This window comes from Bradyrhizobium sp. CCBAU 45384 (assembly GCF_028128665.1).
Classification (GTDB): Bacteria; Pseudomonadota; Alphaproteobacteria; order Rhizobiales; family Xanthobacteraceae; genus Bradyrhizobium; species Bradyrhizobium manausense.
This window is the reverse complement of sequence record NZ_LBIZ01000120.1, coordinates 42,048-57,685: the sequence shown is the minus strand read 5'-3', so window position 1 is coordinate 57,685 and position 15,638 is coordinate 42,048. Positions and strand designations below refer to the sequence as shown.

Annotated in this window: 16 protein-coding genes; 11 read left to right on the top strand and 5 right to left on the bottom strand. The window is 65.2% G+C overall.

Going from position 1 to position 15,638, the window contains the following annotated elements:
• The first annotated feature begins 33 nt into the window (after positions 1-33).
• The 3 genes from XH80_RS39995 (at position 34) to XH80_RS39985 (ending at position 2,723) form a co-directional block, all read left to right on the top strand.
• Positions 34-954, top strand: a complete 921-nt coding sequence (locus tag XH80_RS39995; RefSeq protein ID WP_271603377.1) for a peptidylprolyl isomerase — start codon at positions 34-36, stop codon at positions 952-954.
• 111 nt (positions 955-1,065) lie between these two features.
• Positions 1,066-2,307 carry a bifunctional glutamate N-acetyltransferase/amino-acid acetyltransferase ArgJ gene (gene argJ, locus XH80_RS39990; protein ID WP_271603376.1) on the top strand — a complete coding sequence of 414 codons (1,242 nt, stop codon included), beginning with the start codon at positions 1,066-1,068 and terminating at the stop codon, positions 2,305-2,307.
• A 5-nt stretch (positions 2,308-2,312) separates the two neighbouring features.
• Positions 2,313-2,723, top strand: a complete 411-nt coding sequence (locus XH80_RS39985; protein WP_057747428.1) for a (deoxy)nucleoside triphosphate pyrophosphohydrolase — start codon at positions 2,313-2,315, stop codon at positions 2,721-2,723.
• A 104-nt stretch (positions 2,724-2,827) separates the two neighbouring features.
• On the opposite strand, the gene XH80_RS39980 is transcribed toward XH80_RS39985, so the two are convergent.
• Positions 2,828-3,697 (bottom strand): methyltransferase domain-containing protein, encoded by an 870-nt coding sequence (locus XH80_RS39980; protein WP_271603943.1) that lies wholly within the window; start codon positions 3,695-3,697, stop codon positions 2,828-2,830.
• Between the two features lie 118 nt (positions 3,698-3,815).
• Between XH80_RS39980 and XH80_RS39975 the strand changes: the two genes are divergently transcribed.
• Genes XH80_RS39975 through XH80_RS39960 form a run of 4 tightly spaced genes read left to right on the top strand, consistent with a single transcriptional unit; the run spans position 3,816 to position 6,284 of the window.
• On the top strand, positions 3,816-4,613 hold the full coding sequence (locus XH80_RS39975) for a ComF family protein (protein WP_271603375.1): 798 nt from the start codon (positions 3,816-3,818) through the stop codon (positions 4,611-4,613).
• Between the two features lie 47 nt (positions 4,614-4,660).
• Entirely contained in the window at positions 4,661-4,936 is a 276-nt protein-coding gene (gene grxC / locus XH80_RS39970; RefSeq protein WP_271603374.1) for a glutaredoxin 3, read from the top strand.
• Positions 4,933-5,811, top strand: coding sequence for a carbon-nitrogen hydrolase family protein (locus XH80_RS39965; protein WP_271603373.1), 879 nt, complete (start codon positions 4,933-4,935; stop codon positions 5,809-5,811). Before grxC ends, XH80_RS39965 begins: the two co-directional genes overlap by 4 nt.
• Positions 5,808-6,284 carry a DUF1178 family protein gene (locus XH80_RS39960; protein ID WP_271603372.1) on the top strand — a complete coding sequence of 159 codons (477 nt, stop codon included), beginning with the start codon at positions 5,808-5,810 and terminating at the stop codon, positions 6,282-6,284. Before XH80_RS39965 ends, XH80_RS39960 begins: the two co-directional genes overlap by 4 nt.
• A 114-nt stretch (positions 6,285-6,398) precedes the next feature.
• Here XH80_RS39960 and XH80_RS39955 read toward each other — a convergent pair whose 3' ends face one another.
• The 3 genes from XH80_RS39955 to XH80_RS39945 form a co-directional block, all read right to left on the bottom strand.
• Entirely contained in the window at positions 6,399-7,298 is a 900-nt protein-coding gene (locus XH80_RS39955; RefSeq protein WP_271603371.1) for an EamA family transporter, read from the bottom strand.
• 147 nt (positions 7,299-7,445) lie between these two features.
• A complete protein-coding gene (gene ubiG, locus XH80_RS39950) occupies positions 7,446-8,219 on the bottom strand; it encodes a bifunctional 2-polyprenyl-6-hydroxyphenol methylase/3-demethylubiquinol 3-O-methyltransferase UbiG (RefSeq protein ID WP_271603370.1) in 774 nt (257 codons plus the stop codon).
• Between the two features lie 14 nt (positions 8,220-8,233).
• Positions 8,234-8,701 (bottom strand): PH domain-containing protein, encoded by a 468-nt coding sequence (locus XH80_RS39945; RefSeq protein WP_057747421.1) that lies wholly within the window; start codon positions 8,699-8,701, stop codon positions 8,234-8,236.
• Positions 8,702-8,853: 152 nt separating this feature from the next.
• Between XH80_RS39945 and XH80_RS39940 the strand changes: the two genes are divergently transcribed.
• The 3 genes from XH80_RS39940 to prfA all read left to right on the top strand — a co-directional run bounded on the left by XH80_RS39940 (position 8,854) and on the right by prfA (position 13,869).
• Positions 8,854-10,110, top strand: a complete 1,257-nt coding sequence (locus XH80_RS39940; protein ID WP_271603369.1) for an aspartate kinase — start codon at positions 8,854-8,856, stop codon at positions 10,108-10,110.
• Positions 10,111-10,459: 349 nt separating this feature from the next.
• Positions 10,460-12,727, top strand: coding sequence for a phosphoenolpyruvate--protein phosphotransferase (ptsP, locus tag XH80_RS39935; RefSeq protein ID WP_220001253.1), 2,268 nt, complete (start codon positions 10,460-10,462; stop codon positions 12,725-12,727).
• A 56-nt stretch (positions 12,728-12,783) separates the two neighbouring features.
• A complete protein-coding gene (gene prfA, locus XH80_RS39930; RefSeq protein ID WP_271603368.1) occupies positions 12,784-13,869 on the top strand; it encodes a peptide chain release factor 1 in 1,086 nt (361 codons plus the stop codon).
• 15 nt (positions 13,870-13,884) lie between these two features.
• Here prfA and XH80_RS39925 read toward each other — a convergent pair whose 3' ends face one another.
• Complete coding sequence (locus tag XH80_RS39925; protein ID WP_271603367.1) at positions 13,885-14,358, bottom strand: MarR family transcriptional regulator; 474 nt, start codon at positions 14,356-14,358, stop codon at positions 13,885-13,887.
• Between the two features lie 208 nt (positions 14,359-14,566).
• On the opposite strand from XH80_RS39925, the gene prmC reads away from it, so the two are divergent.
• The gene (gene prmC / locus XH80_RS39920; RefSeq protein ID WP_271603366.1) at positions 14,567-15,451 is read left to right on the top strand and encodes a peptide chain release factor N(5)-glutamine methyltransferase; all 885 of its coding nucleotides are present in this window, start codon (positions 14,567-14,569) and stop codon (positions 15,449-15,451) included.
• Positions 15,452-15,638 lie beyond the last annotated feature (187 nt).

Sequence of the window (15,638 nt, the reverse complement as noted above, 5' to 3'; positions counted from 1 at the left end):
GAGCAGCCCCCTGCTTCAACAAAAGGATTTTCCATGACCACCTCGTTCCCGGTAACCACCGGCCTGCGTTTCCGCCAAGCGTCCGTCCTGGCTGGCAGCCTCGGCTTGGCAGCCTGCTTGGCGCTGACCCTGGCGTTCGCAGGGCCGCTCCGGGCGGCCGACGATCCGGTCCTGGCCAAGGTCAATGGCGCTGAAATCAAGAAGAGCGACGTCACCATGGCCGAGGAAGAGCTCGGACCGAGCCTCGCCCAGATGGATCCGGCGACCAAGGACGAAAACGTCCTGTCGTTCCTGATCGACATGAAGATCGTGGCCAAGGCCGCCGAGGACAAGAAGGTCGCCGACGGTGAGGAGTTCAAGAAGCGGATGGCGTTCGCCCGCAACCGCCTGCTGATGGACAGCCTGCTGGCCCAGGAAGGCAAGGCGGCGACCACCGACGACGCCATGAAGAAGGTCTATGAGGAGGCCTCCAAGCAGATCACCGGCGAGCAGGAAGTGCGCGCCCGCCACATCCTGGTCGAGACCGAGGACGAGGCCAAGGCGGTGAAGGCGGAGCTCGACAAGGGCGCCGATTTCGCCGACCTCGCCAAGAAGAAGTCCAAGGACCCGGGCTCTGCCGACGGCGGCGACCTCGGCTTCTTCACCAAGGAACAGATGGTGCCGGAATTCTCGGCCGTGGCCTTCACGCTCGAGCCGGGCAAGATCTCCGACCCCGTCAAGTCGCAGTTCGGCTGGCACATCATCAAGGTCGAGGAAAAGCGCAACCGCAAGGCGCCCGAGTTCGACCAGGTCAAGCCCCAGATCGAGCAGTACGTCACCCGCAAGGCCCAGGCCGATTACGTCGCCAAGCTCCGCACCGAAGCCAAGGTCGAGCGGCTGGACCAGCCGGCGGCCGACGCGTCCAAGGATGCCAAGCCGGCCGACAGCAAGATGGCCCCTCCCGCCAAGAAGTAAGAATTTGCTGTCACTTCGGTGACGCGGAGAGTATCTAAGCCTACCTGATGCCCGGCCCCCGCAAAGAGGGGCCGGGCATCTGCATATCCAGACCTCACCAAGGCCCCCGCGATGTCCTCCTCCGTCTCTCCCCTCGCCCCCAAGAATGTCCCTGATATGCCCGTGATCGCGGGCGTCCGTCTTGCGACGGCCGAGGCCGGCATCCGCTACAAGAACCGCACCGACGTGCTGCTTGCCATCATGGACAAGGGCACGGCCGTCGCCGGCGTCTTCACCAAGTCGAAGTGCCCGTCCGCACCGGTTGAATGGTGCCGTGCCAAGCTGAAGGGCGGCAAGGCGCGCGCACTGGTCGTCAATTCCGGCAATGCCAACGCCTTCACCGGCAAGACCGGCCGGGCCTCCACGGCGCTGACCGCGAAGATCGCTGCCAAGGCCGTCGGCTGCAGCGAGAGCGAGATTTTCCTGGCTTCGACCGGCGTGATCGGCGAGCCGCTGGACGCGACCAAATTCGACGGCGTGCTGGGCCGCCTCGCCGAGACCGCCGAGCCAGGCGATTACCTCGCCGCGGCGAAAGCGATCATGACCACCGACACCTTCCCCAAGGTCGCGACCGCGACCGTGAAGCTCGGCAAGGCCAAGGTCACCATCAACGGCATGGCCAAGGGCGCCGGCATGATCGCCCCCGATATGGCGACGATGCTGTCCTTCATCTTCACCGACGCGCCGATCGCGCCCGCCGCGCTGCAGGCGCTGCTCAAGTCCGGCGTCGAGGACACGTTCAATGCGGTGACGATTGACGGCGACACCTCGACCTCGGACACGCTGCTGGCGTTCGCGACGGGTGCGGCTGCCGAACACGGCGCGCCAAAAATCAGCCGCGCCAGCGATCCGCGCCTGAAGGCCTTCACCAAGGCCTTCAACCAGATCCTCGCCAATCTTTCTGAACAAGTCGCCCGCGACGGCGAAGGCGCGCGCAAGCTGGTCGAGATCACGGTCGAGGGCGCCAAGACCAAGGCTTCCGCCCGCAAGATCGCAATGTCGATCGCCAACTCGCCGCTGGTGAAGACCGCAATCGCCGGCGAGGACGCCAATTGGGGCCGCGTGGTGATGGCCGTCGGCAAGGCCGGCGAGCCGGCCGATCGCGACAGACTGTCGATCTCCTTCAATGGCATCCGCGTCGCCAAGAGCGGCGCGCGCGATCCCTCCTACGACGAAGCGCAAGTGTCGGAGGCGATGAAGGCGCCGGAGATCGCGATCCGGGTCTCGCTCGGCCTCGGCAAGGGCCGCGACCGCGTGCTGACCTGCGACCTGACCAAGGAATATGTCGCGATCAACGGCGATTACCGGTCTTAGGGATCATGGCCGAGCTGAAGCTGACACTGGTGGTGGCCTGCGCGCTCGTCGACGCCGACAAGCGCGTCCTGATCGCGCAACGCCCGGAAGGCAAGACGCTCGCGGGCTTGTGGGAATTTCCTGGCGGCAAGCTCGAGCCGGGCGAGCGGCCCGAGCAAAGCCTGATCCGCGAGCTCCACGAGGAGCTCGGCATCACCGTCGCCGAGCCGTGCCTGGCGCCGCTGACTTTTGCGAGCCATGGCTATGAGACGTTTCATCTGCTGATGCCGCTCTATATCTGCCGGCGCTGGGAAGGCATCGTCACACCGCGTGAGGGGCAAAACCTGGCCTGGGTCCGCGCCAACAAGCTGCGCGACTACCCGATGCCGCCGGCGGACATTCCGCTGATCCCGCATTTGATTGATCTGCTGATGTGACGATGCCCTCATCGTCATTCCGGGGCGCGCGAGAGCGCGAACCCGGAATCTCGAGATTCCGGGTTCGGTCCGCAGGACCGCCCCGGAATGACGGTGCAAGTGCCTTAAATCTCCCCCGCCTTCTTCACCGCCTCCGCCAGGCTCGCTTTCGCCGAACCCGGCTTCAGCGGCTGCTGCTGGCTCGCATGTGGCGCCCAGCCGGACAGCCAGATGATGTCGAAGGTCGCACGGATACGGCCGTCGGCATCGGCAAAGCGCTCGGCATAGATTTCGGCCATGCGCAGCAGCGTCGCGCGCCGGCTCGGCGTGCGCCGCCGTTCGATCAGCACATTGGCCGCGCCCATGCGGCGAAGATCCTGCATCAACGTGAACGCGTCGCCATAACGCACCACGACACGATCGACGTCGGTGACCGGCAGCGCAAAGCCCGCTCGCTGCAACAGCGCGCCGATGTCGCGCAAATCGGCGAACGGCGCCACGCGCGGGGAGACCCCGCCTTCGCATTCGGCCTCCGCCGCGGCAAAGGCCTGCCGCAGCTCGGTCAGGCTATCGCCGCCGATCATCGCGGCGAGCAGCAGCCCGTCCGGCTTCAGCGCGCGGCGAACCTGCGCGAGCACGCCAGGGAGATCGTTGACGAATTGCAGCGCGAGTGCCGAGACGACGAGATCGAGGCTTTCGGGCAGCACGGGCAATGTCTCGGAGCCCGCTGCGTCGAGCGCGATCCGTTGCATGGACGGCAACCGTCCGCGCAGCCCTGTGAGCCCCGCACCAGGCGTCCAGAGATCGGCCGGGGCATGAAACTCGCGCATCACTGCGGCAAGCCGGTCGGCCATGTCCTCGGCGACCCGGTCGAGCAGGAAGCTCTCGGGACCCTGCGCCAGCGCACGCCGCTGCCGCGCATGAAGCAGGGCGCGATCGAACAAGGCGGGCGGGGTCTGTGGGGTCTGAGCCATGCCGCTGGTTACGCCGATCATACAGGCCATTGCAATGTCCTCTCTCGTGTCCCGGACGCGCAGCAGCGCTTTCAGCGCTGCGCCCGGGTGCACGAGAGCGTGGCTTGAGCGGATTGCCGTGGAACGCTAGCCTCCTTTCATGGAAGCTGATGCCGCCCCGTCCCGTTCCCTTGCCGCGCCTTTGCGTGCCGCGTGGACGGCTGGCCGCCATGTGCTGACACGGGCGGCAAAGCTCGCGCTCGACATTGCGCTGCCGACGCTGTGCGTGTCCTGTCGCGAGCCGGTCGATGGCGAGGGTGTGTGCGCAGCGTGCTGGTCGCGGCTGTCGTTCATTGAACGGCCCTATTGCCCACGGCTCGGCATTCCCTTCGTCTATGATCCCGGCCCCGACATGCTGTCGATGGAGGCGATCGCGAGCCCGCCGGCTTACATGCGGGCACGCGCGGCGGTGCGCTATGACGATGTCGCGCGCACGCTGGTGCATGCGCTGAAATACCAGGACCGTACCGATCTCGCGCCGGCCATGGGCCGCTGGATGGCGCGCGCGGGCGGCGAGTTGCTCAACGGCGCCGACATGCTGGTGCCGGTGCCCCTGCATTGGCGGCGGGCCTGGCGCCGCCGCTACAACCAATCAGGCGCGCTGGCACAGATCATCGCACGCCAGAGCGGTGTGAAGGTGAGAGCTGAGGTGCTGCGCCGGGTGCGCGCCACCGAGCAGCAGATCGGCCTGTCGCGGGCGCAGCGCGCCACCAATGTGCAGGGCGCGTTCCAGGTATCCCCCGACCACCAGTCCGAGGTCCAGGGCCGACGCATCGTCCTTGTCGACGATGTCCTGACATCGGGTGCGACCCTGGACGCCTGCGCCCGCGCTTTGCTGCGCGCCAAGGCAGCCCAGGTCGACGTGCTGGTCTTTGCCCGGGTTGTCGAGACCAGGTAAACCCCCATATAATTCAACAAATTCATGACATGAGAGCGCTTGATACCATGACCGCTGCTGTCGAGATCTATACCAGGCCGGGATGCGGCTATTGTTCCGCCGCCAGGTCGCTTCTGACCCGAAAGAAGGCGAGCTTCACGGAATTCGATGTCGCCAAGAACCCGTCCTGGCGTGAGGAGATGTACGACCGCGCCGGCGCGGGCTCGACCTTCCCGCAGATCTGGATCGGCGGAACTTATATCGGCGGCTGCGACGACCTCTACGCGCTCGACCGCGAAGGCAAGCTCGACGGCCTGCTCGAAAGCGTCAAGGCGGTCTCATGAGTGAGAACAGGACCTTCACCGCCGCCATGGTGCAGATGCGCACCGGCCTGATGCCGGAGCCGAGCCTCGCGCAAGCCAGCAAGCTGATCCGGGAGGCGGCTGCCAAGGGCGCGGACTACGTGCAGACGCCCGAAGTCAGCAACATGATGCAGCTGAACCGCCAGGCGCTGTTCGAGCATCTGCAGAGCGAGGAGGACGACGCCTCGCTCAAGGCCTATCGCGCATTGGCGGCCGAGCTGAAGATCCACATCCATGTCGGCTCGCTGGCGCTGCGGTTCTCGCCCGAAAAGGCGGTCAACCGCTCGTTTCTGATCGGGCCCGAGGGCAATGTGCTCGCGAGCTACGACAAGATCCACATGTTCGACATCGAGCTGCCGGACGGCGAGAGCTATCGCGAATCCGCCAATTACCAGCCGGGCGAGACCGCCGTGATCTCCGACCTGCCCTGGGGCCGTGTTGGCTTGACGATCTGCTACGACGTGCGCTTCCCCGCGCTCTACCGCGCATTGGCCGAGAGCGGCGCTCATTTCATCACCGTTCCCTCCGCCTTCACCCGCAAGACCGGCGAGGCGCACTGGCACATCCTGCTGCGTGCGCGCGCGATCGAGACCGGCTGCTTCATCTTCGCGGCGGCCCAGGCAGGCATCCATGAGAACAAGCGCGAGACCTATGGCCACTCGCTGATCATCGATCCCTGGGGCGAGATCCTCGCCGAGGGCGATGTCGAGCCCGGCATCATCATGGCCAAGATCGACCCGGCCAAGGTCGAGACCGCGCGCCGCGCCATCCCGTCGCTCCAGCACGGCCGCCGGTTCGGCGTCTCCGATCCCAAGGCCGGGCCGGATCATCTGCACCTGGTGCGAGGATCGGCATGATCCGCTACGCGCTCCGTTGCGACCGTAACCACGAGTTCGAGAGCTGGTTCCAGAGCTCGTCGGCCTATGATTCGCAGGTCAAGCGCAAGCTGGTGACCTGTCCGATCTGCGGCTCGGCCAAGGTCGACAAGGCGATCATGGCGCCGCGCATCGTCGGCAAGAAGGGGCGCGCCACGCCGCCGGCGGAGCCGACAACAACCGCCGCACCCGAGGCTGCGTCGTCAGGTCCGACCTCGCTGATGCTGGCGCAGGAGCGCGAGCTGCGCGCCAAGCTGAAGGAGCTGCGCGACCATATCGTGAAGAACGCCGACAATGTCGGCGACCGCTTCGCCAACGAAGCCCGCGCAATGCATTACGGCGACAAGGAACATCGCCCGATCTACGGCGAGGCTTCGCCTGATGAAGCGAAGTCGCTGATCGACGAGGGCATCGAGGTCTCGCCGCTACCGACCCTGCCGGAAGACCGGAACTGAAGGTTGCTGTCGTTCCGGGGCGATGCAGAGCATCGAACTACGGGGGCGCAATTGCGCCGCTGAGAACATCGAGATTCCGGGTTCGCCCTACGGGCGCCCCGGAATGACACCAAGTTACACCCCAACCAACAACGCCACGCCCACCACGATCAGCACGATTCCAACAATCTCGCGCGGCGCGATCGGCTGCTTGAACGAGTAGTAGGCGACGGCTTGCGCGAACAGCACCTCGATCAAAGCGAGCGTGCGGACATTGGCAGCGGCCGTCAGTGCGAACGCCAGGAACCAGAATTGCGAGGCGAAGGCGCCCGTGAAGCCGGCCAGCATCGACGGCCGCCATAGGCCGAGAATTCCGCGCAACACGTCAGGCGTGCGCCAGAGCAGATAGATCGTCAGGATCAGCGTCTGCACCAACAGGCCGAGCACCAGCGTGAACGACGACGCCGTCACGAACGACACGTTCGGTACGGTGATGATGGCGCCGCGGAAGCCGACCGCCGAGAGTGCGAACGCTGCCGCCGCAACGAGGCCGGTGATGGTCGGCTTCAGCTCCGCAAAGCTCTTCTCGCCACCGGGCCGCAGCGCGGTGATGACGACGCCGACAGTGGCGATCACGATCGCCACCACCTTCAGCCACGTCAGGTGATCGCCGAGGAAGACGAAGCCGAAGATCGCGGTCTGGATCGCTTCGGTCTTGAGGTAGGCCGTCGTCACCACAAAGGAGCGGTCGTTCATGGCCAGCAGCATCAACCCGGTCGCGACGATCTGGCTGAGCGCGCCGAGCAGCAGCCACGGCCAGAACATCGATGGCGGCATGCCGATGTGATCGCCGGTTGCGACCAGCACCAGCCCCAGAAACAGCAGCGAAAACGGGAAGCCGAACAGGAAGCGGATATTGGTCGCGCCCCATGTCCCCAGCGGCTTGGTCAGCGACCGCTGCATCGCATTGCGCGCGACCTGGCCGAGCGCAGCGATGACGGTGAAGGGAATCCAGAGACTGGTGACGGTGAACATGGGACGGGTGGCTAATGCAGGTAAAGGATTGCGGCCACCGTGCCGTCAGCTATTCAATGGGTCAACCACACGAACGTCATGGGAGCGATGCTCGCGCCACAAACTCAGTGTTTGTGGAAGCAGCTAGGCCACGACGAGCAGCCCCCCTCACACCATCGCTTCAGCCACCACCATGTAGTTCACGTCCATATCGGACGAGAGCGTCCATTTGTCGGCGAAGGGGGAGTAGACGACGCCGGTCTGCTCGGTGATGACGAGGCGGTTGTCGAGGAGATGTTTGGTCAGTTCGTCAGGGGTGACGAACTTGTTCCATTCGTGGGTGCCGGGCGGCAGCCAGCGCAACACGTATTCGGCGCCGACGATGGCGAGCGCAAAGCTCTTCCAATTGCGGTTGAGCGTGGACACCACCATCAGGCCGTTCGGCTTCAGCATCGAGGCGCAGCGCTTGAGAAAAACGCCGACGTCGACGACGTGCTCGATCACCTCCATCGCCAGCACGATGTCGAAGCGCTCGCGCGGATCGATCTCCTCCACCGTGGTGCAGCGGTAATCGATCGACAGATGGCTCTTGTCGGCATGCAGCTTCGCGGCCGCAATGTTGCTGGCCGACGGGTCGACGCCGATGACCTGTGCGCCCAGGCGCGACAGCGGCTCGCACAACAGTCCGGCGCCGCAGCCGATGTCGAGCACACGCAGGCCACCGAGGCTGTTGAGGCTGCGCACATTGCGCTCGAACTTGCGGCAAGCGGCGTCCCGGATATAGCCGAGGCGCAGCGGATTGATCCGGTGCAGCGGCGCCATCTTGCCTTTGGGGTCCCACCACTCGGCTGACAGCTTTGAGAATTTCGCGATCTCGGCGGCGTCGACGGTCGAGCCCGGCGGCACGGTGGCAGTTGCGGAACTATCTTGCTGCATGCTCATGGATACGCGCGGTCCTAACGCGTGGTGATCGAACTACGGAAGGCAAGCGGATCGGCGATGGTCTTGATCGTCTCGATCCCTTCGCCGACGCCGCGGATGGTCACGTCGCCATAGTTGAGAATTCGTCCAAGAATCGTCTGGTCGACATCAACACTCTCGACCTTATCCAGCGCCATTTCAAAGGTGCGACGCTTGATGAACCCGGTCTTATGCACAACCCTGAGATTGGTGACGTCGGTCTCGGTGGTGAAGCGATGGAACCAGCCTTTCACGGTCCAGAACAGGGCGGCCAGCGCCACTAGGCCGGAGCCGAACAGACAGATGATCATCACGCCGTAGATGTCGGTCCGGCGAGAGACCACGAACAGGGCGATCGCCACGATCCAGGCCAGAATGGCCGGGAAGTAGAAGATCCAGTGCGCATTGGTCGAATACAGCACCCGCTCGCCGGGCTGCAGGATTTCGTCAATATAGCGCGCCATGACCTCTGATGACCCATTGCCTGGATTGGCCGGTGCAGGAACCCGCTTGCCCCCGGCCCCGCCCCTCTGTATACGCGCGGTCGGTATCCCCCAGGGCATCCGTCCGGCGCGGGTCACCATACTGATCCTCAAGAGGGAATGCACGCGTCGTCATGAGCCGTCTCGTGATGAAATTCGGCGGCACGTCCGTCGCCAACATCGAACGTATCCGCAACGTCGCACGCCATGTGAAGCGTGAGGTCGACGCCGGCCATGAAGTGGCTGTGGTCGTCTCGGCGATGTCGGGCAAGACCAACGAGCTGGTGGCCTGGTGCACCGAGGCCTCGCCGATGCACGACGCGCGCGAATACGACGCCGTCGTCGCCTCCGGCGAACAGGTCACCTCGGGCCTGCTGGCCATCGTGCTCCAGAGCATGGGCATCCAGGCCCGCTCCTGGCAGGGCTGGCAGATCCCGATCAAGACCAGCGATGCTCATGCCTCGGCCCGGATCGAGGACATCGACGGCAGCGAGATCATCAAGCGCTTCCAGGAACGGAAAGAGGTCGCTGTCATCGCCGGCTTCCAAGGCATCGATCCCAGGACGGGCCGCATCACCACCCTTGGCCGTGGCGGCTCCGATACCTCGGCCGTGGCGATTGCCGCCGCCGTCAAGGCCGATCGCTGCGACATCTACACCGACGTCGATGGCGTCTATACCACCGACCCGCGCATCGTGCCGAAGGCCAAGCGGCTCGACAAGATCGCATTCGAAGACATGCTGGAACTGGCCTCCCAGGGCGCCAAGGTGCTCCAGGTGCGCTCGGTGGAACTCGGCATGGTCCACAACATGCCGATCTTCGTGCGCTCGAGCTTCGACAAGCCTGAGGATATCGACCCGCATGCCAACCAGCCGCCCGGCACCCTGATCTGCGGCGAGGAGGAGATCATGGAAAACCACGTCGTCACCGGTATCGCCTTTTCGAAGGACGAGGCCCAGATCTCGGTGCGCCAGATCGAGGACAAGCCTGGCGTTGCCGCATCGATCTTCGGCCCGCTCGCGGATGCCAATATCAACGTCGACATGATCGTCCAGAACGTGTCTGAAGACGGCAAGACCACCGACCTGACCTTCACGGTGCCGGCCGCCGACCACGTCAGGGCCAAGGAGACGATTACCGCCGCCAAGGCCAAGATCGGGTATGCACGGCTGGATACCGCGACCGACGTCGCCAAGATCTCGGTGATCGGCAGCGGCATGCGCAGCCATGCCGGCGTCGCGGCCCAGGCGTTTTCGGCCCTCGCAGGACGGAATATCAACATCCGGGCCATTACAACCTCCGAGATCAAATTCTCGGTTTTGATCGACGCCGCCTATACCGAGCTTGCGGTGCGCACGCTGCACACGCTCTACGGCCTCGATCAGGCCTGAAGCGCGACCGTCGCATGGTCTTGCCGGAAAACCGCTTCGCACTTTTCCGGACCATACCAAGGCTAATTTTCTCTTAGCGGTCGCAGCAAACGCTGGGGTGTACACACCTTCGCGTTTGGCAGGCGTTTTGCTTGGCAAAACAAGCCTCAATTCGCTATACGGCGGACAGGGTGGGCTGCCGCAGACTGTGTCCCAGTTCAGGCGGCGCTGATTCGACGCAAGCACAAGATCTCAGGAAGATTTGCGTTTGCGCCTGCGCCGGACAAACAATTTAATTGTTTTTCTGGAATTTTAGGCCAGCCGCCGGCCAATATCGCCGGACCGGGCAGACGGAGGAGATTGACGGTTCATGCGGAGCGCGTCGGGAGGTCCCCGCGTCTTGTTGAGACGGCTCCGCGAAACCATGGCGGAGCAGGTCTCGGCCCAGGAGCGGCTGGACAAGATCGTGGTGCTGATCGCCGCCAACATGGTGGCCGAGGTGTGCTCCGTCTATGTGCTGCGCGTTGACAACACCCTCGAGCTCTACGCCACCGAAGGCCTCAACCGCGAGGCCGTGCACCACACCGTACTCAGCGCCCATGAGGGCCTGGTCGGCCTTGTCGCCAGCGAGGCGACGCCGCTCAACTTGAACGACGCGCAGAGCCATCCGGCCTTCTCGTTCCGCCCGGAGACCGGCGAAGAGATCTATCACTCCTTCCTCGGCGTGCCGATCCTGCGCGCCGGCAACACGCTCGGCGTGCTGGTGGTGCAGAACCGCGCCAAGCGCACCTATGTCGAGGAGGAGCTCGAGGCGCTGCAGACCACCGCCATGGTGCTGGCGGAGCTGATCGCGTCAGGCGAATTGTCCGCGCTGGCCCAGCCGGGCCTGGAGCCGGCCGCGCGCCATTCGACGCAGAAGGCCGGCGCGATCCTCTCGGAAGGCATTGCGCTCGGCCATGTCGTGCTGCACGAGCCGCGCGTCGTCATCAAGGACTACATTGCCGAGGACCTGCCGAAGGAAATCAAGCGGCTCGACACCGCGCTGGCCAAGCTGCGCTCGGATCTCGACCGCATGCTGGAGCGCGGCGATGTCGCCGAGGGCGGCGAGCACCGCGACGTGCTCGAAGCCTACCGCATGTTCGCCAACGATCAGGGCTGGTCGCACAAGCTCCACGAGGCGGTCGCCACCGGCCTCACCGCGGAAGCCGCCGTCGAGCGCGTCCAATCCGACACCCGCGCCCGCATGCTGCGCTCCACCGATCCATACCTGCGCGATCGCCTGCATGACCTGGAAGACCTCGGCTACCGCCTGATGCGGCAGCTGGTCGGCCAGGACCACGCGCCTTCGCGCGAACAATTGCCCGACAATGCCATCGTCATCGCGCGTGCGATGGGCCCGGCGGCACTGCTCGATTACGACCGCAAGCGCCTGCGCGGCATCGTGCTGGAGGAAGGCACCGCCAACTCCCACGTCTCGATCGTGGCCCGCGCGCTCGGCATTCCCGCGGTCGGCGAAGTGCCGAATGCGCCCGGCATTGCCGATCCAGGCGATGCCATCATCGTCGACGGCACCTCGGGCGCGATCTATGTGCGCCCGTCGCAGGAGATCGAAGCAGCCTATGCCGAACGGGTGCGCTTCCGTGCCCGCCGCCAGGCGCAATATCTGGCGCTGCGCGACCGGCCCTGCGTCACCAAGGACGGCGAGAAGGTCGAGCTCCTGATCAATGCGGGCCTTGCCATCGACCTGCCGCATATCGACGACACCGGCAGCGCCGGCATCGGCCTGTTCCGCACCGAGCTGCAATTCATGGTGGGACAGAGCCTGCCGCGCACCAGCGACCAGCTCGCGCTCTACCGCGCCGTGCTGGACGCCGCAGGCCCCAAGCCCGTCACCTTCCGCACCCTCGACATCGGCGGCGACAAGGCGCTGCCCTATATGGAGACGGTGATCGAGGAGAATCCCGCGCTCGGCTGGCGCGCGATCCGGCTCGGACTGGACCGTCCCGGCCTCTTACGCGGCCAGATCCGCGCGTTGCTCCGCGCCGGCGGCGGCCGCGCACTGCGGATCATGTTCCCGATGATCACGGAGGTCGCCGAATTCGATTCGGCGAAGGCGCTGGTCGAGCGCGAGCTGACTTATTTGCGCCAGCATGGCCACACCCTGCCGGAGCGCATCGACATCGGCACCATGGTCGAGGTGCCCGCCCTGCTCTACCAGCTCGACGAACTCCTGAAGAAGGTCGACTTCATCTCGGTCGGCTCCAACGATCTGTTCCAGTTCCTGTTCGCGGTCGACCGCGGCAATGCCAAGGTCTCCGAGCGCTTCGACACCATGTCGACGCCGATCCTGCGCGCGCTGCGCGACATCGCGCAAAAAACGCTGGCCGCGAAGAAATCGCTGTCGCTCTGCGGCGAGATGGCCTCGAAGCCGATCGGCGCGCTGGCGCTGCTGGCGATGGGCTACCGCTCGCTGTCGCTGTCGGCGACCGCGCTCGGCCCGGTCAAGGCGATGGTGATCGACCTCGACGTCAACAAGGCCGCAGCCATGCTTGGACCCCTGCTGGATGCACCTAGCGGCAGCGTTTCGATCCGGCAGAAGCTGACGGAATTTGCCGAGGCCGAGGGCCTGGCGTTGTAGCGGACCTGCCGCTCGCCGTCGCCGCCTCGCTTCCCTCCGCCATTCGAGACTGAACCATGTCGTCACTCCCCGAAGCCAAACTGGACCTCCTGCTCGCGCATCACGCGTCCCTCGAGGCCGAGTCGCTCGGACAGCTCTCCTCCGAGCGCTACGTCCAGGTCACGCGCGAGCTCGCCGAGATCACCCCGCTGATCGAGGCGGTGAAGACGTATCGCTCTGCCGTCAGGGAGCTCGCCGACACCGAGGCGCTGATCGCCGATCCCGCGACCGATGCCGAGATGCGCAGCATGGCCGAAGCCGAGCGCGACGAGCTCAATCCGAAGATCGAGGAGCTCGTCCAGAAGATCCGCATCGCGCTGCTGCCCAAGGACGCCATGGACGACCGCAACGTCGTGCTGGAAATCCGCGCCGGCACCGGCGGCGACGAGGCCTCGCTGTTCGCCGGCGATCTGTTCCGGATGTACGAGCGCTTCGCCGCCCTGCAGGGCTGGAAGGTCGAGGTGATCTCGGCGAGCGAAGGCACTGTCGGCGGCTACAAGGAAATCATCGCGGAGGTGCAGGGCCGCGGCGCGTTCTCGAAGCTGAAATTCGAATCCGGCGTGCACCGGGTGCAGCGCGTGCCCGACACCGAGACGCAGGGGCGCATCCACACCTCGGCGGCCACCGTCGCGGTCCTGCCCGAGGTCGAGGATGTCGACGTCGACATCAAGAACGAGGATCTGCGCATCGAGACCATGCGCGCGCAAGGCGCCGGCGGCCAGCACGTCAACAAGACGGAATCGGCGATCCGCATCACCCATATTCCGACCGGCATCGTAGTGATGATGCAGGACAGCCGCTCGCAGCACAAGAATCGCGCCTCGGCGATGAACATCCTGCGCTCGCGCATCTACGATGCCGAGCGGCAGCGCGTCGATGCCGCACGTTCGGCCGAGCGTAAGGAGAAGGTCGGCTCCGGCGACCGCTCCGAGCGCATCCGCACCTATAATTTCCCGCAAGGCCGCGTCACCGACCACCGCATCAATCTGACGCTCTACAAGCTGCCGCAGGTGATATCAGGCGAAGCGCTCGGCGAACTCACCGATGCGCTGACCACGGAGCACCAGGCCGCGCAGCTCGCCGCACAGGGCGCAGCGGCCTGACAGGCCGCGGGGCGTTCAGGCCTCGCCGGGCGCTCCGAAGGATTTCAACAGACGGCTCAGCGCCGGGCTCGCGGCGCGGCGGAGCTCCTCGAGGTTCTTGCGCGAGAGCGCCTGGAGCTTCTGCTCGCCTTTTTTCGTCAGCTTGAGATGCACGCGCCTGGCATCCTCCGGATCGGCGAGGCGAGCGACAAGGCCCTGCTTTTCGAGGCGATTGATCAGCTCGACAGCGGAGTGATGCCGGATCAGCAGAAATTTCGCGACGTCGCCGACGGTTGCCGGTCCCGGGCGGACAAAGCCCTTGATGCCGAGCAGCGCCTGATGTTGCGTCGGCGTCAATCCCTGTACGGCGGCGGCCGCCTCGCTGAATGCCAGAAAGCTTCGGATCTGGTAGCGAAACTGCGCCAGTGCTGCGTAATCGGAGTCACGCATCGTGCTGCGCCTCGCCGATGCCACCACCTTCAACCGCCGCGCCCTCTTGGCTTGAGCCATGCCTGCCTCGACCATGCCGCCCGCCGTCGCGGGAGGCTTAGCCTAAAGTAGCAAGCGGCCGTAGCCGGACCAACCGGCCGACGTCACGGATGCACAGCTATCCGATGGGGATGTCCCTCCTGCGCTGCGCGGTGATCAAGCGCGCTCGTTTCCGTTGACGCAAGCAAGGCAGCCGATCTATCCACGATGCCAGGCAGGATGGTTCCCCTTGGCGACAGGCTTTGATCCCGGACAGAGCATCGAGAGCGCGCGACGTGCGCTGTCGGCGCTGCTGCAATCGGCCGGCGTCGAGGAGCCGTCCCTCGATGCGCGCCTGCTTGTTGGCGCTGCACTGGGGCTCGATCTGACCGGCCTGATCACGGAGGCGGCGCGACCGCTCACGCCAGAGGAGGCAGCGCGGCTCGAAGGTTACGCGCAGCGAAGGCTCGCACATGAGCCGGTCGCCCGCATTCTCGGCATCAGGGAATTCTGGGGTCTGCCGTTTCGTTTGTCGGAAGCAACCCTGGTCCCCCGACCCGATACCGAGACGGTGGTCGAGCGTGCACTCGAGCATTTTCGCGAGCTCGGTCGCTCTCATCCGCCTGTTATCGCCGATATCGGCACCGGATCGGGCGCGATCCTGCTTGCGCTGCTGCACGAGATTCCCGAAGCCTTTGGTGTCGGCACCGATCTCAGCCTGACCGCGCTTCATACCGCCAGGGTCAATGCCGCCGCCCTCAGCCTTGCCCACCGCGCCAGCTTCGTCGCCTGCTCGTATGCGGCGGCCCTTCGCGGCCCGTTCGATCTGATCGTGTCCAACCCGCCCTATATTCCCGCAGGGGAGATTCCGAAATTGGGCATCGAGGTCCGCGAGTACGATCCGCACCTGGCGCTTGATGGCGGCAATGACGGATACGATGCCTACCGTGCCCTGATTCCCCAGGCAGCCGGCCTGCTCACCCCCGGCGGGGCGCTGATCGTCGAGGCCGGCCAGGGACAGGCGCCGATGATTGAAACCTTAATGGCAGCTGCCGCGTTATCGATCGACCGGCCCCCCAAGGCTGACCTGGCGGGCATTCCCAGGGCCGTCTCGGCCCGAAAAATGCCCCCATAAAAGCCGGATTGGGCTCGAAAAACCTCTTGGAATATCCCGTGGGAACGACTACGTTCCGGTCAACACATCGGTGCCGGCCCCGTAGACCAACGGGCGAAAGCCGGGCTCTCGGGCGAGAGCTTTACTGATTATAGGTTCCAAGCCGCAGGTCCTGTTGAGCGCGATGGCCAGTAGAGCTGCGCTGCTC

Bases quoted from the DNA above. Each gene is read 5' to 3' on its own strand.
- XH80_RS39995 (WP_271603377.1), top strand. From the start codon at position 34: ATGACCACCTCGTTCCCGGTAACCACCGGCCTGCGTTTCCGCCAAGCG.
- argJ (WP_271603376.1), top strand. From the start codon at position 1,066: ATGTCCTCCTCCGTCTCTCCCCTCGCCCCCAAGAATGTCCCTGATATG.
- XH80_RS39985 (WP_057747428.1), top strand. From the start codon at position 2,313: ATGGCCGAGCTGAAGCTGACACTGGTGGTGGCCTGCGCGCTCGTCGAC.
- XH80_RS39980 (WP_271603943.1), bottom strand. From the start codon at position 3,697: ATGATCGGCGTAACCAGCGGCATGGCTCAGACCCCACAGACCCCGCCC.
- XH80_RS39975 (WP_271603375.1), top strand. From the start codon at position 3,816: ATGGAAGCTGATGCCGCCCCGTCCCGTTCCCTTGCCGCGCCTTTGCGT.
- grxC (WP_271603374.1), top strand. From the start codon at position 4,661: ATGACCGCTGCTGTCGAGATCTATACCAGGCCGGGATGCGGCTATTGT.
- XH80_RS39965 (WP_271603373.1), top strand. From the start codon at position 4,933: ATGAGTGAGAACAGGACCTTCACCGCCGCCATGGTGCAGATGCGCACC.
- XH80_RS39960 (WP_271603372.1), top strand. From the start codon at position 5,808: ATGATCCGCTACGCGCTCCGTTGCGACCGTAACCACGAGTTCGAGAGC.
- XH80_RS39955 (WP_271603371.1), bottom strand. From the start codon at position 7,298: ATGTTCACCGTCACCAGTCTCTGGATTCCCTTCACCGTCATCGCTGCG.
- ubiG (WP_271603370.1), bottom strand. From the start codon at position 8,219: ATGAGCATGCAGCAAGATAGTTCCGCAACTGCCACCGTGCCGCCGGGC.
- XH80_RS39945 (WP_057747421.1), bottom strand. From the start codon at position 8,701: ATGGCGCGCTATATTGACGAAATCCTGCAGCCCGGCGAGCGGGTGCTG.
- XH80_RS39940 (WP_271603369.1), top strand. From the start codon at position 8,854: ATGAGCCGTCTCGTGATGAAATTCGGCGGCACGTCCGTCGCCAACATC.
- ptsP (WP_220001253.1), top strand. From the start codon at position 10,460: ATGCGGAGCGCGTCGGGAGGTCCCCGCGTCTTGTTGAGACGGCTCCGC.
- prfA (WP_271603368.1), top strand. From the start codon at position 12,784: ATGTCGTCACTCCCCGAAGCCAAACTGGACCTCCTGCTCGCGCATCAC.
- XH80_RS39925 (WP_271603367.1), bottom strand. From the start codon at position 14,358: ATGGCTCAAGCCAAGAGGGCGCGGCGGTTGAAGGTGGTGGCATCGGCG.